At 42.3% G+C, this 23175-nt stretch carries 24 protein-coding genes and 1 other annotated feature; of the genes, 15 read left to right on the forward strand and 9 right to left on the reverse strand.

Features of this window, described 5'->3' with window-relative positions; translation table 11 throughout:
* Positions 1 to 35: 35 nt before the first annotated feature.
* Complete coding sequence (sdaAA, locus tag AC4J95_RS17495; RefSeq protein ID WP_494550951.1) at positions 36 to 920, reverse strand: L-serine ammonia-lyase, iron-sulfur-dependent, subunit alpha; 885 nt, start codon at positions 918 to 920, stop codon at positions 36 to 38.
* 16 nt (positions 921 to 936) lie between these two features.
* Entirely contained in the window at positions 937 to 1611 is a 675-nt protein-coding gene (gene sdaAB, locus AC4J95_RS17500) for an L-serine ammonia-lyase, iron-sulfur-dependent subunit beta (RefSeq protein WP_316402468.1), read from the reverse strand.
* A gap of 299 nt (positions 1612 to 1910) precedes the next feature.
* Here sdaAB and rplK point away from each other — a divergent pair, with 299 nt between their 5' ends.
* The 5 genes from rplK (at position 1911) to AC4J95_RS17525 (ending at position 5703) form a co-directional block, all read left to right on the forward strand.
* Positions 1911 to 2333, forward strand: coding sequence for a 50S ribosomal protein L11 (gene rplK, locus AC4J95_RS17505; RefSeq protein WP_010739820.1), 423 nt, complete (start codon positions 1911 to 1913; stop codon positions 2331 to 2333).
* A gap of 103 nt (positions 2334 to 2436) precedes the next feature.
* Entirely contained in the window at positions 2437 to 3126 is a 690-nt protein-coding gene (rplA, locus tag AC4J95_RS17510; protein ID WP_010781346.1) for a 50S ribosomal protein L1, read from the forward strand.
* Positions 3127 to 3180: 54 nt separating this feature from the next.
* Positions 3181 to 3307, forward strand: a sequence feature (ribosomal protein L10 leader region).
* Between the two features lie 43 nt (positions 3308 to 3350).
* Entirely contained in the window at positions 3351 to 3848 is a 498-nt protein-coding gene (gene rplJ / locus AC4J95_RS17515) for a 50S ribosomal protein L10 (RefSeq protein ID WP_494550952.1), read from the forward strand.
* A 53-nt stretch (positions 3849 to 3901) separates the two neighbouring features.
* Positions 3902 to 4270, forward strand: a complete 369-nt coding sequence (gene rplL, locus AC4J95_RS17520) for a 50S ribosomal protein L7/L12 (protein ID WP_010781344.1) — start codon at positions 3902 to 3904, stop codon at positions 4268 to 4270.
* Between the two features lie 296 nt (positions 4271 to 4566).
* A complete protein-coding gene (locus AC4J95_RS17525; RefSeq protein ID WP_494550953.1) occupies positions 4567 to 5703 on the forward strand; it encodes a DUF2922 family protein in 1137 nt (378 codons plus the stop codon).
* A gap of 89 nt (positions 5704 to 5792) precedes the next feature.
* On the opposite strand, the gene AC4J95_RS17530 is transcribed toward AC4J95_RS17525, so the two are convergent.
* Positions 5793 to 6440, reverse strand: coding sequence for a hypothetical protein (locus tag AC4J95_RS17530; protein ID WP_494550954.1), 648 nt, complete (start codon positions 6438 to 6440; stop codon positions 5793 to 5795).
* A gap of 192 nt (positions 6441 to 6632) precedes the next feature.
* Between AC4J95_RS17530 and AC4J95_RS17535 the strand changes: the two genes are divergently transcribed.
* Both AC4J95_RS17535 and AC4J95_RS17540 read left to right on the forward strand, forming a co-directional pair.
* A complete protein-coding gene (locus AC4J95_RS17535; protein ID WP_494550955.1) occupies positions 6633 to 7034 on the forward strand; it encodes an organic hydroperoxide resistance protein in 402 nt (133 codons plus the stop codon).
* Between the two features lie 215 nt (positions 7035 to 7249).
* On the forward strand, positions 7250 to 7903 hold the full coding sequence (locus tag AC4J95_RS17540; protein ID WP_494550973.1) for an MIP/aquaporin family protein: 654 nt from the start codon (positions 7250 to 7252) through the stop codon (positions 7901 to 7903).
* A gap of 59 nt (positions 7904 to 7962) precedes the next feature.
* Here AC4J95_RS17540 and AC4J95_RS17545 read toward each other — a convergent pair whose 3' ends face one another.
* On the reverse strand, positions 7963 to 8397 hold the full coding sequence (locus AC4J95_RS17545; protein WP_494550956.1) for a hypothetical protein: 435 nt from the start codon (positions 8395 to 8397) through the stop codon (positions 7963 to 7965).
* 233 nt (positions 8398 to 8630) lie between these two features.
* Positions 8631 to 9965, reverse strand: coding sequence for an amino acid permease (locus tag AC4J95_RS17550; RefSeq protein ID WP_494550957.1), 1335 nt, complete (start codon positions 9963 to 9965; stop codon positions 8631 to 8633).
* Between the two features lie 456 nt (positions 9966 to 10421).
* Here AC4J95_RS17550 and AC4J95_RS17555 point away from each other — a divergent pair, with 456 nt between their 5' ends.
* Entirely contained in the window at positions 10422 to 10664 is a 243-nt protein-coding gene (locus AC4J95_RS17555) for a GlsB/YeaQ/YmgE family stress response membrane protein (RefSeq protein ID WP_316405629.1), read from the forward strand.
* 38 nt (positions 10665 to 10702) lie between these two features.
* Here the strand turns inward: AC4J95_RS17555 and AC4J95_RS17560 are convergent, their stop codons facing one another.
* The gene (locus tag AC4J95_RS17560) at positions 10703 to 11644 is read right to left on the reverse strand and encodes a 2-dehydropantoate 2-reductase (protein ID WP_494550958.1); all 942 of its coding nucleotides are present in this window, start codon (positions 11642 to 11644) and stop codon (positions 10703 to 10705) included.
* A 267-nt stretch (positions 11645 to 11911) separates the two neighbouring features.
* On the opposite strand from AC4J95_RS17560, the gene AC4J95_RS17565 reads away from it, so the two are divergent.
* The 6 genes from AC4J95_RS17565 (at position 11912) to AC4J95_RS17590 (ending at position 19536) form a co-directional block, all read left to right on the forward strand.
* Positions 11912 to 12964 carry a DUF871 domain-containing protein gene (locus tag AC4J95_RS17565; RefSeq protein ID WP_494550959.1) on the forward strand — a complete coding sequence of 351 codons (1053 nt, stop codon included), beginning with the start codon at positions 11912 to 11914 and terminating at the stop codon, positions 12962 to 12964.
* Positions 12964 to 13854 (forward strand): N-acetylmuramic acid 6-phosphate etherase, encoded by an 891-nt coding sequence (gene murQ / locus AC4J95_RS17570; protein WP_494550960.1) that lies wholly within the window; start codon positions 12964 to 12966, stop codon positions 13852 to 13854. The genes AC4J95_RS17565 and murQ overlap by 1 nt, the downstream gene beginning before the upstream one ends.
* A 12-nt stretch (positions 13855 to 13866) precedes the next feature.
* Complete coding sequence (locus AC4J95_RS17575) at positions 13867 to 15822, forward strand: glucose PTS transporter subunit IIA (RefSeq protein ID WP_494550961.1); 1956 nt, start codon at positions 13867 to 13869, stop codon at positions 15820 to 15822.
* Positions 15823 to 15949: 127 nt separating this feature from the next.
* Positions 15950 to 16267, forward strand: coding sequence for a DUF1905 domain-containing protein (locus tag AC4J95_RS17580; protein ID WP_494550962.1), 318 nt, complete (start codon positions 15950 to 15952; stop codon positions 16265 to 16267).
* A gap of 217 nt (positions 16268 to 16484) precedes the next feature.
* Positions 16485 to 17159, forward strand: a complete 675-nt coding sequence (locus tag AC4J95_RS17585; protein WP_494550963.1) for a vitamin B12 dependent-methionine synthase activation domain-containing protein — start codon at positions 16485 to 16487, stop codon at positions 17157 to 17159.
* A gap of 4 nt (positions 17160 to 17163) precedes the next feature.
* Entirely contained in the window at positions 17164 to 19536 is a 2373-nt protein-coding gene (locus AC4J95_RS17590) for a homocysteine S-methyltransferase family protein (RefSeq protein ID WP_494550964.1), read from the forward strand.
* Between the two features lie 56 nt (positions 19537 to 19592).
* Here AC4J95_RS17590 and AC4J95_RS17595 read toward each other — a convergent pair whose 3' ends face one another.
* Positions 19593 to 20444, reverse strand: a complete 852-nt coding sequence (locus AC4J95_RS17595; protein WP_494550965.1) for a MurR/RpiR family transcriptional regulator — start codon at positions 20442 to 20444, stop codon at positions 19593 to 19595.
* 142 nt (positions 20445 to 20586) lie between these two features.
* Between AC4J95_RS17595 and AC4J95_RS17600 the strand changes: the two genes are divergently transcribed.
* A complete protein-coding gene (locus tag AC4J95_RS17600; RefSeq protein WP_494550966.1) occupies positions 20587 to 21222 on the forward strand; it encodes a VTT domain-containing protein in 636 nt (211 codons plus the stop codon).
* Positions 21223 to 21272: 50 nt separating this feature from the next.
* Here AC4J95_RS17600 and AC4J95_RS17605 read toward each other — a convergent pair whose 3' ends face one another.
* Complete coding sequence (locus AC4J95_RS17605) at positions 21273 to 22067, reverse strand: metallophosphoesterase (protein WP_494550967.1); 795 nt, start codon at positions 22065 to 22067, stop codon at positions 21273 to 21275.
* 85 nt (positions 22068 to 22152) lie between these two features.
* Positions 22153 to 23160 (reverse strand): LacI family DNA-binding transcriptional regulator, encoded by a 1008-nt coding sequence (locus AC4J95_RS17610; protein WP_494550968.1) that lies wholly within the window; start codon positions 23158 to 23160, stop codon positions 22153 to 22155.
* Positions 23161 to 23175 lie beyond the last annotated feature (15 nt).

A 23175-nucleotide genomic window follows, 5' to 3' on the forward strand; every position in this document is an offset into this window, starting at 1 on the left:
AGCAGCTGATTTGGCATCAGCTGCTTTCATTCTGTTTAAACGGTCGCTTTTTCTGGTTCGCCAAAGACTTGTTTTTGCAAACGCAAACCAGTTGGTGTCGTAGCTACTCCGCCTTCTGCGGTTTCCTTAAAGATTTGCGGCATTGCCCGACCAACCTTGTACATTGCTTCTACCACTTCATCTGGTGGAATGACACTGCGGATTCCGGCTAGTGCCATATCTGCGGAGATAAAGGCCTGCGAAGCGCCCATCGCATTTCGTTTCACACAGGGTACCTCCACTAAACCGGCGACGGGATCGCAGATCAGTCCCATCACATTTTTCAAAGTGATTGCTAAGGCGTTGGCAGCCATTTCCGGTGTGCCGCCGTTTGCCGCTACTAAAGCTGCCGCTGACATCGCGCTAGCAGAACCAACTTCCGCTTGGCAGCCGCCTTCCGCGCCAGAGATTGAGGCGTTGTTTGCCATAACGAGTCCAAATGCGCCAGCGGTAAATAGGAAATCAATTTGCTGTTCATGGGTTAATTCTAGTTTTTCACGGGCAGCCATCAATACACCCGGCAAGACGCCGGCGCTACCAGCAGTAGGAGTAGCACAAACTAAACCCATCTTAGCATTGACTTCATTGACTGCAATCCCGTTACGAACAGCTTTCAAAATCGTATCGCCGCTCATGAATTTGCCGCTTTCGATATAGTCATTCATACGTTTGGCATCGCCGCCAGTTATTTTCGTTACAGAAGTCACTCCTTGAATGCCTTCTTCGATTGAGCTTTCCATTACTTCTAAATTGCGTTCCATCAACGCAATGATTTCTTCACGTGTACGATCGGTTAATTCCATTTCGGTCGCGATCATTAATTCGCCGACTGTTGGATAATCCTTTGCTTGCTCTACAAGCTCTTGGATTGAATAAAACATGACAATTCCTCCTATACTATTTGAAATAAGTGACGCTCAGTACATCGTCTTCACGTTTGATCTCTTGTCGTAAGCCTTCTGGATCATCTGGGGTATCATCGATCTCTAACAGAACGATGCCGTTTTCACCACGTGTTTTTCGTGTCATTGTGACTTTTCCGATGTTCAATCCATGTTTCATGAAAATCGTGGAGACCCGAGAGAGCAAGCCAGGTACGTCTTTATTGATAATAATATAGGTAGGATTGCCCATACCAAGTGAGATGCTGTAGCCGTTCATTTCAGTGATTTGAATATTGCCGCCGCCAATTGAGACCCCGGTAATAGACATCTCGAGATCACCTTTAATCATTCGAAGGGTAACCGTATTGGGGTGGTCAGATATTTCTTTTTTCGGTACAAACAGAACTTCCATTCCTTGTTCGTGAGCAATCTTCAGTGAATCGGATAAACGAGGGTCATCTGGCTCCATCCCTAAAATACCGCCAACGAGGGCGATATCTGTTCCGTGCCCACGGTAGGTTTTGGCAAAGGATTCATAAAGATCAAATTCGACTGAATCGGGGCGTTCCCCAAAAATCATGCGACAAACTTTCCCGATTCGAGCAGCTCCGGCAGTATGCGAACTGCTTGGGCCCACCATTACTGGACCAATAATGTCAAAAACACTGCGATATTTTAATACTTCCATTATTTTATACCTCCCTGAATTATCCGATGAAAATCCACATCAAGTCGACCATAGTGTAACATATACGCTTTCTGAAAATAGGAAGATTAATAATTTATTTTGTTATTCTCATAGTAGTTAAAGAGATTGTGAAGCGTTTTATTATTGTCAGAAAAGTCCGAACAGGTAATTTCCGTCTTGATTTAGCTGAGGAATTCTGGTATGATACCAAAGTGTGTCTTTACGCACACGGTTTTAAAGTGGGAGGAGAAATTTTGATCTCCAATTAACCACATCACGGACTCAAGGAGGTATGTCTCGTGGCAAAGAAAGTAGAAAAATTAGTTAAACTGCAAATTCCTGCAGGGAAAGCAACACCAGCTCCCCCAGTAGGTCCTGCACTAGGTCAAGCGGGTATCAACATCATGGGATTCACTAAAGAATTCAATGCTCGTACAGCTGATCAAGCAGGTTTGATCATTCCAGTGGTGATCTCTGTATATGAAGACCGTTCATTTACATTCATCACAAAAACACCGCCAGCTGCTGTATTATTGAAAAAAGCAGCGAAGATCGAAAAAGGATCAGGCGAACCAAACAAAAACAAAGTTGCAAAAGTTACTAGCGATCAAGTAAAAGAAATCGCTGAGTTGAAAATGCAAGACCTAAACGCTGCTAACGTTGAGTCAGCTATGCGCATGGTTGAAGGAACTGCACGAAGCATGGGTATCACTGTCGAATAATTCTCGACGACCCAAGAAAGTAGCTTCTCAGTTGGCTCCCTATCTAAAGATACGGAACACGTGGGAGGTTCTACCGTTATAACCACATCAAGGAGGAAACAAAATGGCTAAAAAGAGCAAAAAAATGCAAGATGCATTGAAAAAAATCGACGCTACTAAGGCTTACCCTGTTGCGGAAGCTGTAGCATTAGCAAAAGAAATTAACTTCGCGAAGTTTGACGCAACGGTTGAAGTTGCTTACAAATTGAACGTAGACCCTAAAAAAGCAGACCAACAAATCCGTGGAGCAGTTGTGCTTCCAAACGGAACTGGTAAAACACAAACTGTTTTAGTATTCGCTAAAGGCGAAAAAGCAAAAGAAGCAGAAGCTGCTGGCGCTGATTTCGTTGGCGACGACGACATGGTTGCAAAAATCCAAGGCGGATGGTTCGACTTTGACGTTGTTGTTGCGACACCTGACATGATGGCTACAGTTGGTAAATTAGGTCGTGTGCTTGGACCAAAAGGTTTAATGCCTAACCCTAAAACTGGTACTGTAACGATGGATGTTACAAAAGCAGTTGAAGAAGTTAAAGCTGGTAAAGTAACGTACCGTGTTGATAAAGCTGGTAACGTTCATGTGCCAATCGGTAAAGTATCATTTGACGATGCGAAATTGGTTGAAAACTTTAACACAATCAACGAAACTTTAGTAAAAGCAAAACCTGCAACTGCTAAAGGTCAATACATCAAAAACATTTCAATGACAACAACATTTGGACCTGGTATCCATGTTGAACAAACGGCTATCTAATTAATTTTAGAAAAGTGCTTGACTCGACTAGCTTATCTATGGTAAGTTAGTCGAGGTTAAATATTAACTGTACCGAAGACAGTAGGTGACGCGAGTCTTAATTTCCTACCGAGGACGTTTATTGAGAACATTCAATAGTCCCTCTATGTCTGCGGTGGCATAGGGTATTTTTTTGCTTTCAGCAAAAAATGCTCTTCCATCAAAATCAGGAGGTGAAACATATAATGAGTGAAGTAGCAATCGCTAAAAAAGCCGCTATCGTTGAAGAAGTCACTGAAAAATTCAACGCTGCAGCTTCAGCCGTTATCGTCGATTACCGTGGTTTAACAGTAGAACAAGTGACTGAATTACGTAAACAACTACGCGACGCTAATGTTGAAATGAAAGTTATCAAAAATTCTATCTTAGTTCGTGCCGCTGAAAAAGCTGGTTTGAACGGATTAGAAGAAGTATTCTCAGGACCTACTGCTGTTGCATTTAGTAATGAGGATGTAGTTGCTCCAGCTAAAATTATCGACGAGTTCGCTAAAACAGCTGAAAAACTAGAAATCAAAGGCGGTATCATTGAAGGAAAAGTAGCTTCTATCGAAGAAATTACTGCTCTTGCAAAACTACCGAACCGCGATGGACTTCTTTCTATGCTATTATCTGTCCTTCAAGCGCCAGTCCGCAACGTGGCTTACGCTGTGAAAGCAGTCGCAGAAAAAGAAGAAGTAGCTTAATTGCTGCATAACATATAAACTAAAAAAACTTACCTAAACGGAGGAAATTTAAAATGGCATTGAACATTGAAAACATTGTCGAAGAACTTAAAGGCGCGACAATCTTAGAATTAAACGACTTAGTTAAAGCTATCGAAGACGAATTTGGCGTAACTGCTGCTGCTCCTGTAGCTGCTGCTGGCGCTGCTGCTGGTCCAGCTGCTGAAGAACAAACAGAATTTACTGTTGAATTAACAGCTGTTGGTGATCAAAAAGTTAAAGTTATCAAAGCAGTTCGTGAAGCAACTGGCCTAGGCTTGAAAGAAGCTAAAGCTGTAGTTGATGGCGCTCCTGCACCAGTTAAAGAAGATGTATCTAAAGAAGACGCTGAAGCACTTAAAGCTGCTTTAGAAGAAGTTGGCGCATCTGTAACATTAAAATAATCACTTTTGATTATACAAACGTGGATCTGTTATCAGATCCACGTTTTTTTGTATTCAAATAATTCACGTATTGCTTATTGTTATCTGTATTCTAGTCCCATCTTGTATATTAGTATTCTTTATTAATGATTGCTAATGGTATCGTTTCGATAAGCGACAGCTATTTTTTATTATCAGCTCAACGGTAGTTCTAATTTTTTATCATTTTTTGAAAAAATTAGAATTGGTATTATTAACCAACTAGCGTTATGATTTTTTTAAACAAACTTATATAGTAGAAAGAAGAGGCGAATCACATGAAAGCAAAAAAATCAATAAAACCGACAAAACCGTTAGGACAGCGGCAACTACTAGGGATGAAACGTAAAAGCTTAGACAAGAGAATTCTTTCTTATTACGAAGCAACTCATGATGTGAGTTCAGTTGTGGAATATCTGGTCGTGGTTTTATTGAGGGACGCCTTGATTCTTCAAGATCTCTCCTTCATGTGTGAAGACTTAATCCGTCAGCTGTTTATGGTTGCAGAACCAAATGATACTTTGCGCAAATTTTGTAGCTATTTCAAAGCTTTCTTCACTAGTGACGAGTGGAATAAGCAGGTCAAAAAGCGTTTGTTCCGAAATGAAGCCGCTTACGTGAAAGCTTCAGAAGAGGCACGCCGCTATAGTGAGCTGTTGAATACGCCAGGCACGGGAGAAGTGGAACATCCCGACCATCGACATGACTTAGTAACCATATTTGAAGACGCCAACGGTAAAAAGCATCGCTTAACAATCAGAAACACTCATGAAAGTTTAACAAAAGCTGAAATCGCTCAACGTCTAGAAATTTTGACCACTTTGACTATTCTGAAAACAGATAGCGGTGTAAGGCGGTTTGTAAGATTTATTGATGTAGATCGAAATGGGATGATAAACACCTTTAAGGAAGAGCCTGTCGAAGAAGAACGGGAGGAGTCTGGTGAAATTTCTGACACTATCTCAAAAGCTGAAGAATCTGTCGAACAAGTCATCGAGATCGTTGCACCAGAAGGAATGGATATCGATGCGTTAGCTCTAAGTGAAGAGCAGCTTTTAGCACTAGTGCAAGCAGCCCATCCGAACATCCGAAGCTTGAAGAACATCCGCGTCGTCTTTATTGAGAAGGATCCGGAAGAACAGGAAGCGCTGGAAGAAGAGATCCCGATCCCGGATAAGCAGACACAGGGAAATTTCGGTGGACAAGAGACAGCCTCAACTAAAAAAGAATCCAGTTCAACAGCCGTCGCTGATCCGCCGCCAGCGAAAACTAAACAGAGGAGACCCCGGAACAGGAAGGAAGCTTATATATCTAACCTAGTTAGAAAAGCGATAGCTAAAACCATTCAAAGCAATGGAGAGAGTAAGAAGGGGAAAGATCAGAAAAAGAATGACGATCAAAGTATTCCATATTAGAAAGCCCTATTCCTGCAACTGACTTTGTTCTTAGTACGTAAAAAATCCGAGCAATTGCGATTGCTCGGAGGAAAAGCTGCGTATTTCGTTTATTGCAAGACCTCAAGCATAACATCTCTTTGGTCTTCTGAGACATTTCCGGCGTAGTTTGGTGTAGCTAAGGATAAGCCGCCATGTTTATTGTGGAATAAATACAGATTGCCAGATTGATTATTCGTATTGGTCGCCCCGGAAATTTGTACGCCGATCGAAAGCGTGGTGCTTACTTTAACGGTTCGAATTTCATTTGTATTGGCTGAGAACACCCGAATTCTTTTGGCCGGGTCATTTTGCATCGTGAGATTATAGACGGCTTCGTAATTGGTATCTGCATTAAAAGTGATTTCATTTGTGTTCGTGTTGATATTTATAGAATCTGGTACGTTCATTCCGCTAAAGTAGAACGTCGCATAGCCGCCAAACTCCTCGGCAGAAACGGAGTCAACTTCTGGCTGATCAGTAGAAGATACTGTGCTGGAAGCTGTCGTTTCTAGTGTTGACGACTGGCTACTTGAACTATCAGATGAGGATGTTGCTGGTGTCTGAGTATTGCTTGATGAAGCTGTGCTGTGACGTGTGGAGCTTTCTGTTGTGGCTGGCTCACTGGCAGACTTATCAGTTGATTCCTGTGATGACCCACTATTACATCCAACGAGTAAGAAAGATGCAACGAGACAGATCATAAAAATTTTTTTCAAAGACAATCCCCCCTTCGTAATGAATTATAGCACTAAACAATTTGATTGTAATCGCTTGCACAAAGTTTATCATTTTTACCAAAAAAAAGAAAAATTATTTAGCGACTGGCTTCTTTTCTGAGCAATATCTTTGTGTCATCTAATAATAACGCGTAGACTATTAATCAAGAAGAAGAAAAGGACTGATGATTTTTGAAAAAAATGTATGAAACAGCAATGATTAATCACGGCGGACGTACCGGAGAGGTGCAAGCGCCAAACGGCAGCATGAGAATGAAGATCGAGCCACCTTCCATTCATGCGGAGGGAACAAATCCTGAGCAGTTATTTGCGGCCGGCTATGCCTCATGTTTCAATGGTGCCGTTCACCATATGTTGAAAGAGCACAAGATCGAATCAGATGCCGAAGTCAAGGCGCGCGTCTCTTTGTATCAACTAGATGATGGCGGCTATCAAATCGGAGTGATTTTAGAAACTTCATTACCTGGCGTCGAAAAAGAAGAAGCACAAAAAATCGTCGAAGAAGCGCACGAGTTCTGTCCGTATTCAAAAGCGACACGTGGAAACATCGATGTAGAAGTCGTATTGGTCTAGTATGAAGATCCCTCGAACTTTCGAGGGATCTTTACTTTTCATCCATTTTCATACACATATGTAAACAACTGAAATAACACTCTTTATTAAATAGATTCTTTCTGACAAATAGTAAAAAAGAGAGAAAAATAAGAGGTGTTGCTTATTGCTTTACAAAAAATTAGGAATTAAATAAACTAAAGTCTCAATTATTTTGTGAAGGATGTGTAATGAAAATGAAAAAATATTTGGCAGAATTTATCGGGACCTTCATGCTTGTTTTTCTAGGAACTGGTACAGTAGTAGTTGCTAAGGGTGGTACGTTGACTATTGGTTTAGCATTTGGTCTAGCGATCACAATCATGGCATATGCAGTAGGCGGCATTTCAGGTGGGAACTTTAACCCGGGTGTATCTATCGCAATGATGATCAACAAACGCTTAGCAGTGAAGGATGGTATTTTTTACATCATCGCCCAAGCACTAGGTTCAATTGTAGCTTCAGCAATTTTATATGTTTATGTTCATGCTCTAGAATTACCTAGTGATGGCTTTGGTCAAAATGATTTCCCTAATATCAGTGCAGCGCAAGCATTTGGCGTGGAAACATTAATTACTTTCCTATTCGTATTTGTGATCTTGATGGTAACTAGCGAGAAATACGGCAATGCGCAAATGGCTCCAGTAGCGATCGGTATCACATTGGCATTCTTGATCATTGTCGCTCTTAACTTAACTGGTGGTTCATTGAATGCAGCCCGCAGCTTAGGTCCAGCGATCTTTGCCGGCGGCAGCGCGTTATCCCACTACTGGGTATACTTGCTAGCTCCAACATTAGGTGCGATCATTGCTGCCTTTGTTGCGAAGTTCATGGGCAGCGAAGAAAAATAAATAAAGCGATACGAAGAAAGAGCAGAAATTCGGTTTCTGCTCTTTTTCTTTATCATCAATTATAATGATTTTTCGATTTTTAAACGGTGATAGATAGAATATCCGATAACAAACAGGTAGGCTACCACCATTGGGATGATGACAGTGAAGGTGATGCCCATCAACGCGAAGGTTAGTAATAAAGCGGAATAAATATACAGCATCATATCAAAACCTTTTGCTTTAGCCATGTTTCCGATCATCACATTGCGTTCGTCTTTTGTATCGATCTCAATTTGTTTGGCCAATTTTGGATCACTTTCGATTGCTTTTTTACTGATAACTTCACCAAGACCATATCCAAACAAACCACATCCTAAACCAATGCAAAGATAAGGCAGAGTCTTCATGACAGTGTGGGAATCGTCTACCGCTTTAATCAAATAGAATCCAATGCCAATCAACAAAACACCAGTAAGGGCAATGAGCAGATCTTTCGTCTTATTCTTTTTCATTTTTCTCCCTCCATTTCAGAGATGTACTCCTTCAAACAAATTCTTAGATAAATATATTCTTACTGCATCAAATAATGGGTATCCAGAAAGCCCTCTAATTTATTGATTCTATTTACGGAAAGCTTGCTTTACATTTATAGTATAAGTCATAAATGACTGTATGTAAAGCGTGCTTTCCATAACCAGAATAAAAAAAGCCGTATCAATCGATAATAGACTGATACGACATTTTCTTAGAGCTGTTCTGACACAGCGTCTGCATGTTTCTTACGATAACTGAAAAGGATAATTAAATAGATACAAGCGGTAAAGAGTGTTACGCCGATCGGATTGTTCATTAGGATCCCAATGAAAATCAAGCCAAGCACCAAGATCACTAATCCGCTGAAGAAGCGTTCAATTTTCGTGCCTTTCTTCAGCGCTAAGACAAAGGCGGCCACACTGATCAGCAACCATGTTAATAAAACGGAATAAGACAGGGAGCCAACTAAATAGTTGAACAGCTTATTTCCTAAGAAGTAAGACAGGATGACACCTAGATATAGGGTGCCGGTACAGAATAAGACTGCCCGTTGTGGGACTTGATGTTTATTCAGAACAGCCAGCTTAGAAGTAAAGCCGGGATTGTCTTTTACTCGGAAGTACAACGTTCTTGATGATGCGTAGACACCTGAGTTAATCGAAGAAAATAGTGCCAAGACGATCACGAAGTTTACGATATCGGTAGCAAAAGGAATATGCATTTTTTGGAAGACCATCACGAATGGGCTAGCCGTTGTTGCTGCTAAGGTGTCCCAACGATAGATGATCAAAAGCAAGACCATAGGAACGATGTAAAAGGAAATAATTCTTCCCATGACACCTTTTATGGCTTTAGGGATCGCTGTTCTAGGATTTTCTGTTTCACTGACGGTGATCGCGATTAGTTCAGAACCGCCATAAGAGTAAATTACGACTAAAAGTGAATTAACTAAACCTTGCAGTCCATGAGGGGTAAAGCCGCCGTGACTGTTCATACGGGAAATCGTATCCACAAAACCGAAATTAAACATTTCATGCCCGACTAGATAAGCACTGAAGACGATCAGAATAATGATGACAGCAATTTTGATAAACGCTAGCCAATACTCGGTTTCCGCGAACAGTCGAACTGAATACAAATTAATCAGGGTTGTCAACACAGCCAAGATTAGAACGAACACCCAAGATGGAACATGAGGGAACCACAGCTGCATAAAGCTGGCCGCCGCCACCGCCTCGGCAATGATGTTGACCATCCATAACGCCCAATACAGCCAATCAATAAAGTCAGCCGTTCGTTCACCAAGAAAAGGTTTAATGATCCCAGACAAACCTTGAACATTGTCACTGGCTAACACTAAGCGGCCTAAGCCGTTCATTACGATAAAGAGTACTAATCCGCCAAGCAGAAAAGCGAGAATAACTGAAGGACCGGCGATACCGATTGCTTCTCCGCTTCCTTTGAAGAGTCCCGCGCCGATCGCACCACCAAGGGCCAACATCATGATGTGGCGAGAGGTCATTTGCTTTTGTAATTTATTTTCCATAAAGATGCCTCGTTTCTAGAATTAATAGAATAGTTTGTAGATTTGAAATATTCTGATAATTATTTGACTATAATACCAAAATATTCTGACAATTCTATTTTTGTGAAAAATGTTTTATCCGATTTTCATTGAAACGCTATAAATCGTTCTTGTTAGTTATTTTATCTATGAATTTACTATTTTTCTGAGAAAATATCGAGCAAAAACTTTTTTGGTTAAATAAATGGGCTGAAATTCTTCATTTACTAGCCTAAGCTGTTCTTTTACTTCAAAATTTTCCTGATTAAGGAAATTTATGAAGTGAATCATATGGATGTCCAGAATGTCGATGGATCAAGTGTTTACTATGACTATTATGGATTTAGTGCAGCATAGACGAGCAAGATAATAGAAAAAAAGGAAGATTATTTGTAACATAATAATGTAATTATTCTATATAGAAGGAGGGAAAGAAGAATGAGTTGGTTATGGACTTTAATCATTGGTGCGTTGATTGGTGTGATTGCAGGAGCGATTACAAAAAAAGGCGGTTCAATGGGATGGATTGCTAATATCGTTGCTGGTTTAGTAGGTTCTGCGATAGGTCAAGCTTTACTAGGCTCATGGGGCCCTAGCTTAGCAGGTATGGCGCTGGTTCCTTCTATTATTGGTGCTGTGATTGTTGTTGCAGTGGTTTCATTCTTTATTGGCAGAAGCTAAATTATAGCCTTAAATAAAAAAGCGCCTCGGCGCTTTTTTTATTTTGCCTTCAGCAACTCTTCTTTGCTATGAATCAATTGAGTTAAGAAAGCACAATAGGGTGTATCAATCTGAAACTTCTTGCCTTTTTGCCAAACAGCACCATTGATATAATCAATTTCTGTTTTGCGATGGTTACGAATCAAGTCCTGATACATTGATGGGAAATGCAGCCCTTGCGTTTTTACATCATAAGTCGCTTCAATCGCACGAATCATTTGTGGCTGATCGAGTTCGATTCCTTCTGCTTTAGCTACCGCAGAAAATTCCGCAACGATCGTTTCTAACAGCCCTCTTGTTTCTGTCAAAGCGCCTAATTCCGCAATGTTGCAATCTAAAATTGTACATAACCCATTCAGGGTGCCATTGATACAGGCCTTTTTCCAAATGGAATAGCGCACATTGTTGCTATAGATTGGATTGAGTTTTGCTTGTTGAAAAACTTCCAATACTTCTAAGGTGAAGGCTTTTCCCTTCGGATCCAAATTTTCCATTTCAATACTGCCAGAGCCGACTAGTTTTGCATGACCAGGCCCAGCCAAACCGGCAGTCCAGGTTGTCGTGCCGAAAATAATATTTTCTTTTGGCACAAATTTTGCCAACGTTTCTTCATGACCCAAACCATTCAATAAACAAAAAACAAAGGTTTGGTCACCAATGATCGGCTGAATATCTTGAAACATTGCTTCGAGCTGCATTGATTTTGTTAATGCCACGACTAGATCAACATTTGCATGATCTTTGACGATTTCCTCTGGCGAATAAATCGGCAGGCGAGCGACCACTTCATGGTCCTCAAATTCTCCGATCAGACCATCTTCACGAATAGCCTTAATATGATCCGGCCAGCGGTCGATTAGAATTACTTCATTGCCTGCTTGATGGAGCATCAAACCGATGCGACTCCCCATAGCACCTGCTCCAGCAATTGCGATTTTCATAATGATAATTCCCCTTTCAAGTTCTATCAAACAGTATACCTAAAAAGCGGTGAAAAAACGGATGACATGCTCAGTAAAGAAATAAAATTTCATGTACAAATAAATATTTATGAAATAGTGTTGCATTTTTGTTTGATAACGTTTATAATCACTTCATAAAGATGAAACGTTTTCACGGCAAGGCATTTTTACTTTGAGATAGCGGCAAGCGTTTCGTTGAATAGGCTACAAAGCAAAAAAGGATTTCCTTAACAGAGGAGGAAGGACATGTTTGGTTTTTCAATTTTCTTAAATGAAGGTTTGACGAATGAAACGACCGATTATATAGAAGAAATGGCGCAAAGTGGTTTTTCTGGTATTTTCACGTCGTTGCACATTCCAGAGGATGACGCGGCGCAGTATCGTAAGCGCTTGACTGATTTAGGTGCAGCTGCCAAATCCAGTAATTTGGAACTGATGGTGGATATTTCAGGTGAAGCATTGGACCGCGCTGGATTTTCCTTTGATCGGGTAGAAGAGCTGAAAGAAATTGGGGTAACTGGATTGAGGATGGATTATCACATCAGTAATCAGCAGATTGCCAAACTGTCGCAGCAAATGCTGATCGCATTGAATGCATCTACGATTACTGAAACGGATATTCAAGAGCTGCGAGCTGCCTCTGCCAACTTTGATCACCTAGAAGCTTGGCACAACTATTACCCAAGACCTGAGACAGGGTTAGACAAAGAATGGTATCACAAGAAGAATCAATGGCTACATGGCTATGGCTTCACGGTCCAAGGCTTTGTTTCTGGTGATGAACAGTTACGCGGACCTTTGTATCAGGGCTTACCAACTTTGGAAGTGCATCGCGGGCTGCATCCATTAGCGGCGGCACTGGATCTATTAGCCGATACTGATAAGGTTTATATTGGCGACAGCGGCTTATCAGCTGAGACCTTGAGGCAATTTTCTTTCTATATGAAAGAAGAAACGTTAAAACTAAGGGTAGAAGCATTCGACAAGCAAGTTGAGTATGTCTTAGGTGACCATATCAATCGTCAAGATGAAGCGCGAGATGTGATCCGCAGCGCGGAGGCCCGTTTCAAAAAAATCCCGCATGTCGAACCGTTGCCGGCTAGAGCACGAGAGCTTGGCTCAGTAACGATCGATAATGCAAATTATCTACGTTATATGGGTGAAATTCAGATTGTAAAACGAACACTGCCGGCCGATGAGAAGGTCAACGTGGTCGGACAGGTGAGCGACCAGGATCAAGCCTTGATTCAACATATTAAAGCAGGACAGAAATTTAGTTTAGAGAGTGTGGAAAAATAATGATTAATTTAGAGAGCTTAACAACCGAACGACGCAATGAAACAACTTTTGGCTTAGATGAAATGGGTGTGGCAGAAGCCGTACATTTGATGAACCAAGAAGATCACAACGTACCCGACGCAGTTGCAGAACAATTGCCACAAATTGAAAAGGTGATCGAAGCAACGATTACAGCCTTTAAAAAAGGTGGACGCCTAATCTATATGGGTGCTGGAACTAGTGGACGTTTAGGCGTTTTGGACGCGGCCGAATGTGTACCAACTTTCGGTGTAGAAGCTGAAATGGTAGTTGGTTTGATCGCAGGCGGCGAACAAGCCATGACAGTGGCCGTTGAAGGCGCCGAAGACAATGCAGAACTAGGTGCACAAGATCTAGTTGATTTGAAACTGACAGAAAATGATATGGTGATCGGGATCGCGGCCAGCGGACGGACTCCTTATGTCATTGGCGGACTCGATTACGCTCGTTCAATCGGTGCGTCAACTGGAACAATTTCATGCAACAAGGGTGCTGAGATTAGCAAGCATGCCGCTTTGCCGATCGAAGTCGACTGCGGACCAGAGTTCTTAACAGGTTCAACTCGTTTGAAATCAGGGACAGCGCAAAAATTGATCTTGAACATGATTTCGACTATCAGCATGATTGGCATCGGAAAAGTTTACAACAACCTAATGGTAGATGTGAAGCCCACCAATGAAAAATTAGTCGAACGTTCAAAACGCATCATCATGCAAGCAACCGAAGCAGATTACGAAACAGCAGCTCGCTACTTTGTTGAAGCGGAGCAAAATGTCAAATTAGCGATAGTGATGATCTTAACCGATAGTTCCAAAGAAGAAGCAGCTGAAAAACTGATCCAAGCCGATGGATTTGTTAAGAAGACAATTTAGGAGGGAAGAACAATGGCGAAAGATGAATTAACCTTGAACCAAATTGCGAAAGATATCTACAATGGTGCCGGCGGAATGGAAAATGTTCAAAGCGTCGTTCACTGTATGACCCGTGTACGGATGAGTATTCGTGATGATAGTAAAGTCGATCAAGCGAAGTTAAAGAGTATTCCAGGTGTGTTAGGTGTTGTCGATGATGAACAATTACAGGTCATCATCGGCCCCGGAAAAGTCAATAAGGTCGCTAAAGAAATGGTCGATATGGCTGGAGTCGAACTTGGCGAAGAGCTGCCTCACAGCTCTGGAAAAGACAAAGTCAACGCCAAAGCGGCAGAAATGAAAGCGGCACAAAAAGCGAAACAAAAGAATTCACCGTTTAAAGCAATCTTAAAAGATATTTCTAACATTTTCGTACCAATGATTCCGGCTTTTGTCGGATCAGGGTTAGTCGCTGGTATAGCGGCGATCCTAACGAACTTAGTCACTGCGGGAACGATTGATGCAGCTAATTGGCAACAGATCATTGATGTCATGAATATCTTGAAGAATGGGATGTTCAGCTATTTAGTTATCTTCACTGGTGTTAACGCGGCGCAGGTTTTCGGTGCTACTCCTACTTTAGGTGGGGTTATTGGAGCAGTTGTACTCTTGACCGGTATGAATCCTGAAGCACCAATCAAGAATCTATTCACCGGCGATGCGCTGGCTGCTGGGCAAGGCGGAATCATCGGTGTTATCTTCGCTGTTTGGTTATTATCGATCGTTGAAAAACGTCTGCACAAAATCGTACCAGATGCCGTTGATATTATCGTTACCCCGACAATTTCCCTATTGGTGATCGGATTATTGGAAATCTTTTTGATCATGCCTTTAGCAGGCTTCATTTCTAATGGTATGGTTGGCGGAATCAACTGGGTATTATCCGTTGGTGGTGCCTTCTCTGGTTTTGTACTAGGTGCTTTGTTCTTACCGATGGTTATGTTCGGTCTGCATCAAATCTTGACGCCAATCCATATTCAAATGATTGGTGAAACTGGCAAAACCTTATTGTTGCCGATCCTAGCGATGGCTGGTGCCGGTCAAGTCGGCGCAGCGTTTGCTCTTTGGATCAAATTACGTAAAGACAAAGAATTGACTGAAATGATCAAAGGCGCGTTGCCTGTTGGTATCTTAGGTATCGGCGAACCCTTGATCTACGGAGTTACCTTGCCATTAGGTCGTCCATTCATCACAGCTTGTATCGGCGGCGGTATCGGGGGTGGCGTACTTGGAGCACTCGGCGGAATCGGTGCGATCGCGATCGGACCTTCAGGGGTTGCATTAATTCCATTGATCGCTGATGGTCGCTGGTGGGGCTATGTCCTTGGTTTGCTAGCTGCATATGTTGGCGGCTTCGTAGCCACTTATTTCTTCGGTATTCCAAAGGATAAATTAGCAGAACAAGAATTAGCGGAAACAACAGTCGCTGAAGCACATGATCCTGTTGTCAGCACACCCGTTACTGCTCATACAACAGATGTTTTCACTTCTGTAGCAGAAGGCTCTGTTCATCCGTTAGAAGAAGCAGCAGATCCTGTATTCGCTGAAAAAATGATGGGTGAAGGCTACTTCGTTGAACCAACCAACGGTGCAATTTATTCACCAGTTGCCGGAAAAGTCTCAACAATTTTCCCAACAAAACACGCCATCGGCATCACGACTGACAGCGGGTTAGAAGTTTTATTACACATGGGAATCAATACAGTCGAATTAGACGGCAAACCATTTGATGTACTGGCAAAAGAAGGACAGACGGTTACCCCTGAAACGCAGGTTGCCAACGTCGATCTAGCTGGAATCAAAGAAGCCGGTAAAGGAACCTCAATGATGGTCTTGATTACCAATATGAGTGATGTGGCAACTCACGTCCTAGAAAAGACCGGGGCAGTTCATGCATCAGAAGAAGTATTTAAAGCGACAACTATATAATTACGGAAAGCGGTGTTGAAAAAGCATCGCTTTTTTTCATTTAGGTAAAAATGATTTTAGCTGTAATCTGACATCCCTTGTCGCATTACCTGTGCTACACTTTTCTAAAAGTTGAGGAGACATACAGATGGATGAATTAGGGATGAAATATGAATTTTCGGCAAAGGTTTATCATCATTCATCTTCGCCTGACCTGCTAGGCTGGATGTTTGTTAAACTCCCAGAAGAATTATCAAGAGAAATTCGAAAGCTGTTCAAAGAACTGGAAGAGGGCTGGGGTAGAATGCGGGTGACTGTTAGAACGGGTGATAGCCAATGGCAAACATCGATCTGGTTTGATACAAAACAAGATAGATATTTATTGCCAATCAAAGCAGCGATTCGGAAGAAAGAAAAGATCGTTGAAGATATAATCGTGGATATCGCGATCTGGATAAACGTTTAATCAAATGATGAGGGGGTGAAAGAGTGCGATTCTTTTACCTCCTTCCTTATACTCAAGAAAAAGTCCAGTGTGATTTTTGAAATAGGATAGAATCGAAGGATTATGAAGTTTTTCACAATTCTTGATATTCAAGCAGTCTTTTTTATGCTATTCTCTAGGATAAGAATTTTTATAACTACGAACAGGATCGTAATGAACAAGTAGGGGTGCTTGGTTAATGGAAGTGGAGTTAGAGAAGAAAGAAATATTGCGTTATCTAGGTTATCGGCGCAAGCAGGAGCTGACACCAGAAATGGATCAGCAAATCCAGCAATTGATGTTGGAAGTTATGCAGGTGGCGAATCCTCGTTATACGTTTCTGATTTTTCCATGTCAGCCTGATGAGATCGAGAAAAATATTCAGGTAGTAGGAACGGATTTAGTTTTGGAAGGTAAAGCAATCTACAATCAGTTGAAATACGCGAAAAAGGTGGCTTTGCTGGCGGCGACCTTGGGCATTGAAGTGGAGCGTCAGATTCGCAAGTATGAACTGACCGAGATGAGCAAGGCTTTGATATTGGATGCCTGCTGTGTGGAATTTATTGAGAAAATCTGTGATTTGGCCGAATGTGCCATCGAACAAGAGGTAGCTGATGAGCAGCTGATCTTAAACCGCCGTTTCAGTCCTGGTTATGGAGACTTGTCAATCGAGACACAGGCAAAATTTTTAGCGGTCACCGATGCAACGAAACGAGTAGGGATAAATCTAACCGAAAACTTCTTAATGATCCCTCGCAAATCAGTCACTGCGATCATCGGACTCTTTGATGATGAAACCGTCGCTCGACCACGGCGCAAAAAAATGGCCTGTAATGACTGCTCCATGAATAAAATCTGTGAATATCGAAGGTGAGAAAATGACGATTATCGAAGAATTAAAGGAAAATAGATTGCTCTTTGATGGAGCGATGGGAACAATGCTACAAAAAATGGGTCTGCCTGTTGGACTAGAGCCGGAATATTTTAATTTGAGTCATCCTGAGACGATCACACAAATTCATCAGGAATATGTATCAGCTGGTGCGGATGTCGTTACGACCAATACCTTTCAGGCTAATCGGGTGAAATTAAAGCAAGACGAGCTGCCAGCGATTATTTACGCTGCCGTTAAGTTGGCAAGAGCTGCTCAGCCCAAATATGTCGCCTATGATATGGGACCGATCGGCCAATTGATGGCGCCGATGGGAACGTTGAGTTTTGATCAGGCTTATGAGATGTTCCAAGAGCAAGCGGTGTTGGCAGAAGAAGCGGGTGCAGATGTTGTGGTGATCGAAACCATGTCTGATTTGTTAGAGACGAAGGCTGCAATTCTGGCGATCAAAGAAAATACCGATTTGCCGATTTTTTGTACCATGACCTTTCAAGAGGATGGCCGGACATTTGTAGGGACTGATCCTGTCACTGCGATCTTGACTCTGCAATCATTAGGGATTGATGCCGTTGGAGTGAATTGTTCACTCGGACCGAAGGAATTATTGCCAATCGTGGAAGAAATCTTGAAGTATGCTGTCATACCAGTGATGGTACAAGCCAATGCGGGTCTACCGGAAATGAAGGAAGGTCAAACTTTTTACTCGCTTACAGTGGACGATTACGGCTCAGCTGTTGAAAAAATGCTGAAAAGCGGTGTCCGGATTGTCGGTGGCTGCTGTGGAACGACGTCAGAATTTATCGGAAAAATGCGTCAATTAGTCGATGAGACGCCCGCGACAACAATCATGCCGCAAAAAGTTACAGCCGTTACCTCTGGTAGTCAAACCGTCATTTTGAACGATGGCTTGCATCTGATCGGCGAGAGAATCAACCCTACCGGTAAGAAACGGCTGAAAGAAGCGCTGCGGAAAAAAGATATTAGTTATGTTCTAAAGGAAGGCCTGAAGCAAATCGAGGCCGGCGCGGATATCTTGGATGTCAATGTTGGTTTGCCGGAAATTGATGAAGCCCAAATGATGCAGAAGGTCGTTCAAGAGCTACAAGGAATCGTAACGGCCCCTTTGCAGATCGATAGTGTGAGCATCGCTGCTATTGAGGCGGGCGCCCGCTATTATAACGGTCGGCCGCTGATCAATTCGGTGAACGGCAAAGCAGAAAGCATGCGGGAAGTGTTTCCTATCGCCAAAAAATATGGCGCAGTCGTACTAGGCTTAGCGCTGGATGAGACGGGTATTCCTGAGACGGCAGAAAAACGATTGGCAATCGCGGAAAAAATCGTCAAAACAGCTGCCAGCTATGGGATTCCCAAAGAGGATGTCATGATCGATCCGTTAGTGCTAACGGCCTCTGCTCAACAAGATCAAGTGCAGGTGACCTTAGATACGATCAGATTGGTCAGAGAGAAATTAAACGTATTGACCGTCGCTGGCTTGAGTAATGTCTCCTTTGGTCTGCCAAATCGTGAAGTATTGAATGGGGCGTTTCTAGCCGCGGCTGTGGGAGCCGGACTCAATGCACCGATCGTTAATCCATTATCGGATTTTCTGATGCAGATGGTACAATCCTTAAGAGTCATCAACAATCAAGACCGCGATGCCACGGATTATATAGCTAAAAGTCAGCAATTAACCATCACCAGCAATCAGTCCGCCACACCTGTTGAAGCAACGTCGGATAATATTGATTTGAGGACGTTGATTTTAAAAGGGCAAAAGGAAGATACACCAGCTTTAACGAAACAGCTGCTGGAAACTATGACACCACTGGAGATCGTCAATCAATTCTTTATTCCAGCACTAGATGAAGTGGGCGCGAAATTTGAAAAAGGGACTTTGTTCTTGCCGCAGCTGATGCAATCAGCGGAAGCGGTGCAACGCTCGCAAGAAGTGCTGAAGCAATATTTTGAAGCTCACGGGCAAGAATCCGAATCCAAAGGAAAAATCCTCTTGGCGACCGTTCAAGGAGATATCCACGATATCGGTAAAAATATCGTTAAGATGGTGTTGGAAAATTATGGCTTTGAGGTGATTGATCTAGGCAAAGATGTTCCAATCCAAACAGTCATCGAGACCCTCAAAGAAGAAAAGATTCAGCTCGCTGGATTAAGTGCCCTGATGACCACCACGGTCCAGAATATGAAGGCAACGATCCAAGCCGCCAAAGAAGCCGGTCTGGAGACAAAATTCATGGTAGGCGGTGCGGTTCTGAATGAAGAATATCGCGAATTCGTCGGTGCCGATTACTACGCCAAAGATGCGTTGAGCAGTGTAACGATCGCTCAAGAATTTTTCCAATAATAAAAACAGCCGAGTGAAAGGTTCGTAAATCCTTTCACCCGGCTATTTATTTCTATTTAAAAATATTTTTTCCGGTATTCCTGCACAACTGCACGTGTCGTATAAATTTTTTCGGCATTTTCTTTATTACGGCTGATATATACGTAAAACAATAGATCCACTGTAATAAATTGCGCTAGGATCGAGTCGGTCGCGGCACTACGATAAGTCGCTTCGGTCGGTCGAGAGGTTTGCAGGCTCACATCAGAAAGCTTGGCCAGCGGATTTTGTCCAAATTGGGTCAATGTAATGATCGGGATACCTAAATCTTTGGCCGTTTCCGCCAACGCGATTAATTCAGAGGTCAGACCGGAATTGGATACCAGCCAAATCACCGCTTCCTTTTGATGCAGAACCAGCTGCGGCAAAATCGTATTATAATCCTGTTCGCTAATGACATTTTTCCCTAAGCGACTCCATTTTTGGACGATATCGGTAGCCGCCAAATTCGAAGCACCGATCCCTAGAACGTAACAGAATTCTTTTTCTTCTAATAGCTTGCAGGCTTTAAGAAAGACTTCTTCATTGAATAAAGCGGTCGTTTCATCAATTGTATAACGGGCATTGCTGGCTAATTTATTCTTTAAACTGTGGAAGGGTTCGTCATGATCCACATCGCTGTAAGTATTATTGCTGCGCTCCTGCATCGTTTCGGCAGAAAGCTCGATCTTAAAGTCAGTTAGACTGTTAAAGCCCATTTTTTTTGAGAAACGTACCACGGTTGGCGCGCTTGCTCCAGAGGCTTCCGCGATTTCATTAGCAGTCATGCTTGAAGCTTTTTCGCTATTGTCGCGAATGAAGCAGTAAATTTTTTTTTCGGCAGCAGACATTTCCTTCTGCATGCTCTTCATATGAGAAAGAACGCTCATAAAGGACTCCTTTTGATCTTTTTTCTTATTATACCATTTTCCAAATAAAATTTAATTTTTCTATAGAACAGCGAATCTTTCTTTTATTATTTTTGAAAAGGCGTATGATAATGAATGAATCTTTTCTAAAGGAGTTTACTAAATGGCTTTGATTGACTTTATTTTGCACATCGATGCCCATATGGTGTCATTGGTTCACCAATATGGTGTAGGGATTTATCCAATCTTATTTGCAATTGTTTTTATTGAAACAGGGGTTGTCATCTTCCCATTCTTACCTGGGGACTCATTTTTATTTGCGGCTGGCGCGCTGACTGCACTAGGGGGAAACGTTCTGCATTTACCCTACGTGATCGGTATCTGTGTGATCGCCGCGATTCTAGGGGACATGATGAATTATTGGATCGGTCATACGCTCGGTGTGAGGGCGTTGTATCATAGTCCGATCTCCCGTTTTATCAAAGAGGATAAGGTGCGTGAGGCGGAAAACTTTTTCAATGAACGAGGGAAGTGGACGATCTTCTTAGGACGCTTCATGCCCTTCGTTCGTACCTTCATCCCGTTTATTGCCGGTTCTAGTAAAATGAACTGGGGTATTTTCTCAAGTTTCAATATTTTCGGCGCGATCGTCTGGGGAACAGTCGTCAGTCTGGCCGGTTATTTCTTAGGAAATATCCCGATCGTCAGCGAACATTTCTCATTGATCATGCTGATGATCGTCTTCGTTTCATTAGTACCACTGATGGTTCCCTATATTAAACAAAAAATGCGTGCATAAATAAAAGAGTTTGGCAGTTTTCCGTGGATGGATCTCTGCCAAACTCTTTTCTATAGGTGAAAATAGACTATTTCTGGCGTCACTCTGAAACGCAACGGCGGTCCAGTTGTTCCAAGCCCCGTGTTGACGAACAAACTGGTTTGCGGCGTTAACTCATAAATCCCGCGATCATAGATTTTTGAGCCGAAGTTCTTATAAGGTAAAATCGGGAAACGAATTTGTCCACCATGACTATGCCCCGAAAGAATCAAGTCAAAACGTTCAAGCTCAGTTAAGTGCCGAACCTGATCTGGTTCATGCACCATCAAAATCGAAAATTCTGCTTCTTGAGGCTGTGTATTATAATCCGGCTGACCTACTTGTCCATCATCAATACCAGTCAAGCTTAATTGCTCCACTAAAGTACTCTGATTATTCAATAAGGTGAAACCGCCGCCCGCCAGCATTTCACTGACTGCTTGATGCCCATCCGAACGATAATCATGATTGCCTAGGATAGCGAATTTGCCTTTCGGTGCCTCGATCTTCGCTAATTGCTGACTGATCGCTTGGTTATCCCGCGATTGCCAATAGCGATAGTTTTCGATCAAGTCACCAGTGAACAACACGATATCTGGTTTCGCTTCATTAAGTTTCTCAATAATTTTATCAAAACGCTTCGGTGAATAAAAAGGGGAGAAATGGCTGTCGCTGATTTGAGCGATTGTTAATCCATCCTTCTGTCCTTCTTCGATAACGAGTTTTGTGTCCTTTGTGATCTTAAAATGCTTTTCGACCAATTGATAGGTGGAATATCGGCAATAGATCAGAAAGAGTGCTGCAAGCACAACTAAAAAAAGAATCATCTATACCACTTTCTTTCTGATTTTTTGCTAGTATAGCCAAAAGAACGACCTGCCACAAGTTAGGCAGGTCGTATTTAAGGATTATTTAAATCGTGCGAACCGTTTCTCGTTGGATTAAGTGATGAGGAACGACTAATTGAACGCCACTGGATTGCTTCTGATCAATTTGTTCCATCAGCTTTTGTGTGCCTAGTCGACCAAGATCAGAAATATCGATATCGATGGTCGTCAAATAGGGATGGACTAATGTCGCAAAAATTGAGTTATTAAAGCTGATGACTGAAAGTTCATCTGGGACTTTATAGCCATGCAATGTTGCTAATTGAATCATGCGCAGGGCAAAAATATCATCGATCACGACTAATGCCGTGGCGCCTGTTTTCTTGATCACTTCAGGAAATTGCGTATAGTCCTCCGGCTGCAGCATCGTCAGTGGCGGATGTGTCGGCAAGCCTTGAAGCATCATCGCTTCTTGATAGCCGAAATAACGTTCGAAGAAGATGACTTCCTGATTCACATTCGAAACGAACAAAATATTTTTGTGTCCCTTTTCAATCAAATGCTCTGTCGCTTGTTTCCCTAGCAACTGATTGTCATTATCGACATACACGATGTCAGCTTCTCTTTTTGGTGGGCGGCCGATCAGGGTGAAGGGGATCTTATTCTGATAAAGGTATTCCGCGATCGGATCATCCTTTTCAGAATAAGCCAAGATAAACCCATCGACTTGCTTTTGGCGATGCATCCGTGTCACATTTTCTAATAACGTTTCGCTGTTATCGGAAGAAGCAACAGCAGTCGTCACTTGAAACTCCGCCGCGGTTTCATTGACCGCGTTTAACAACTCCAAATAGAATGGATTGCCTAAGCGTTCACGGGAATCAAGCGGCGGTAAAATCACGCCCAGTGAATTTGCTCGCTGTTTTCCGAGATTTCGCGCAGTCACATTGGGGAAATAACCCATCTCATCCATGATCTTGCGCACCCGTTGTTTCGTCTCAGCCGAAATACTGGGATGATCATTGATTACACGGGAAACAGTAGAAGGAGAGACTTTCGCTTTTTTAGCCACGTCTTTAACTGTAGATGTCATATTTCGCTCTCCTTT

The sequence above is a fragment of the Enterococcus sp. GPZ-007 genome, assembly GCF_059374735.1.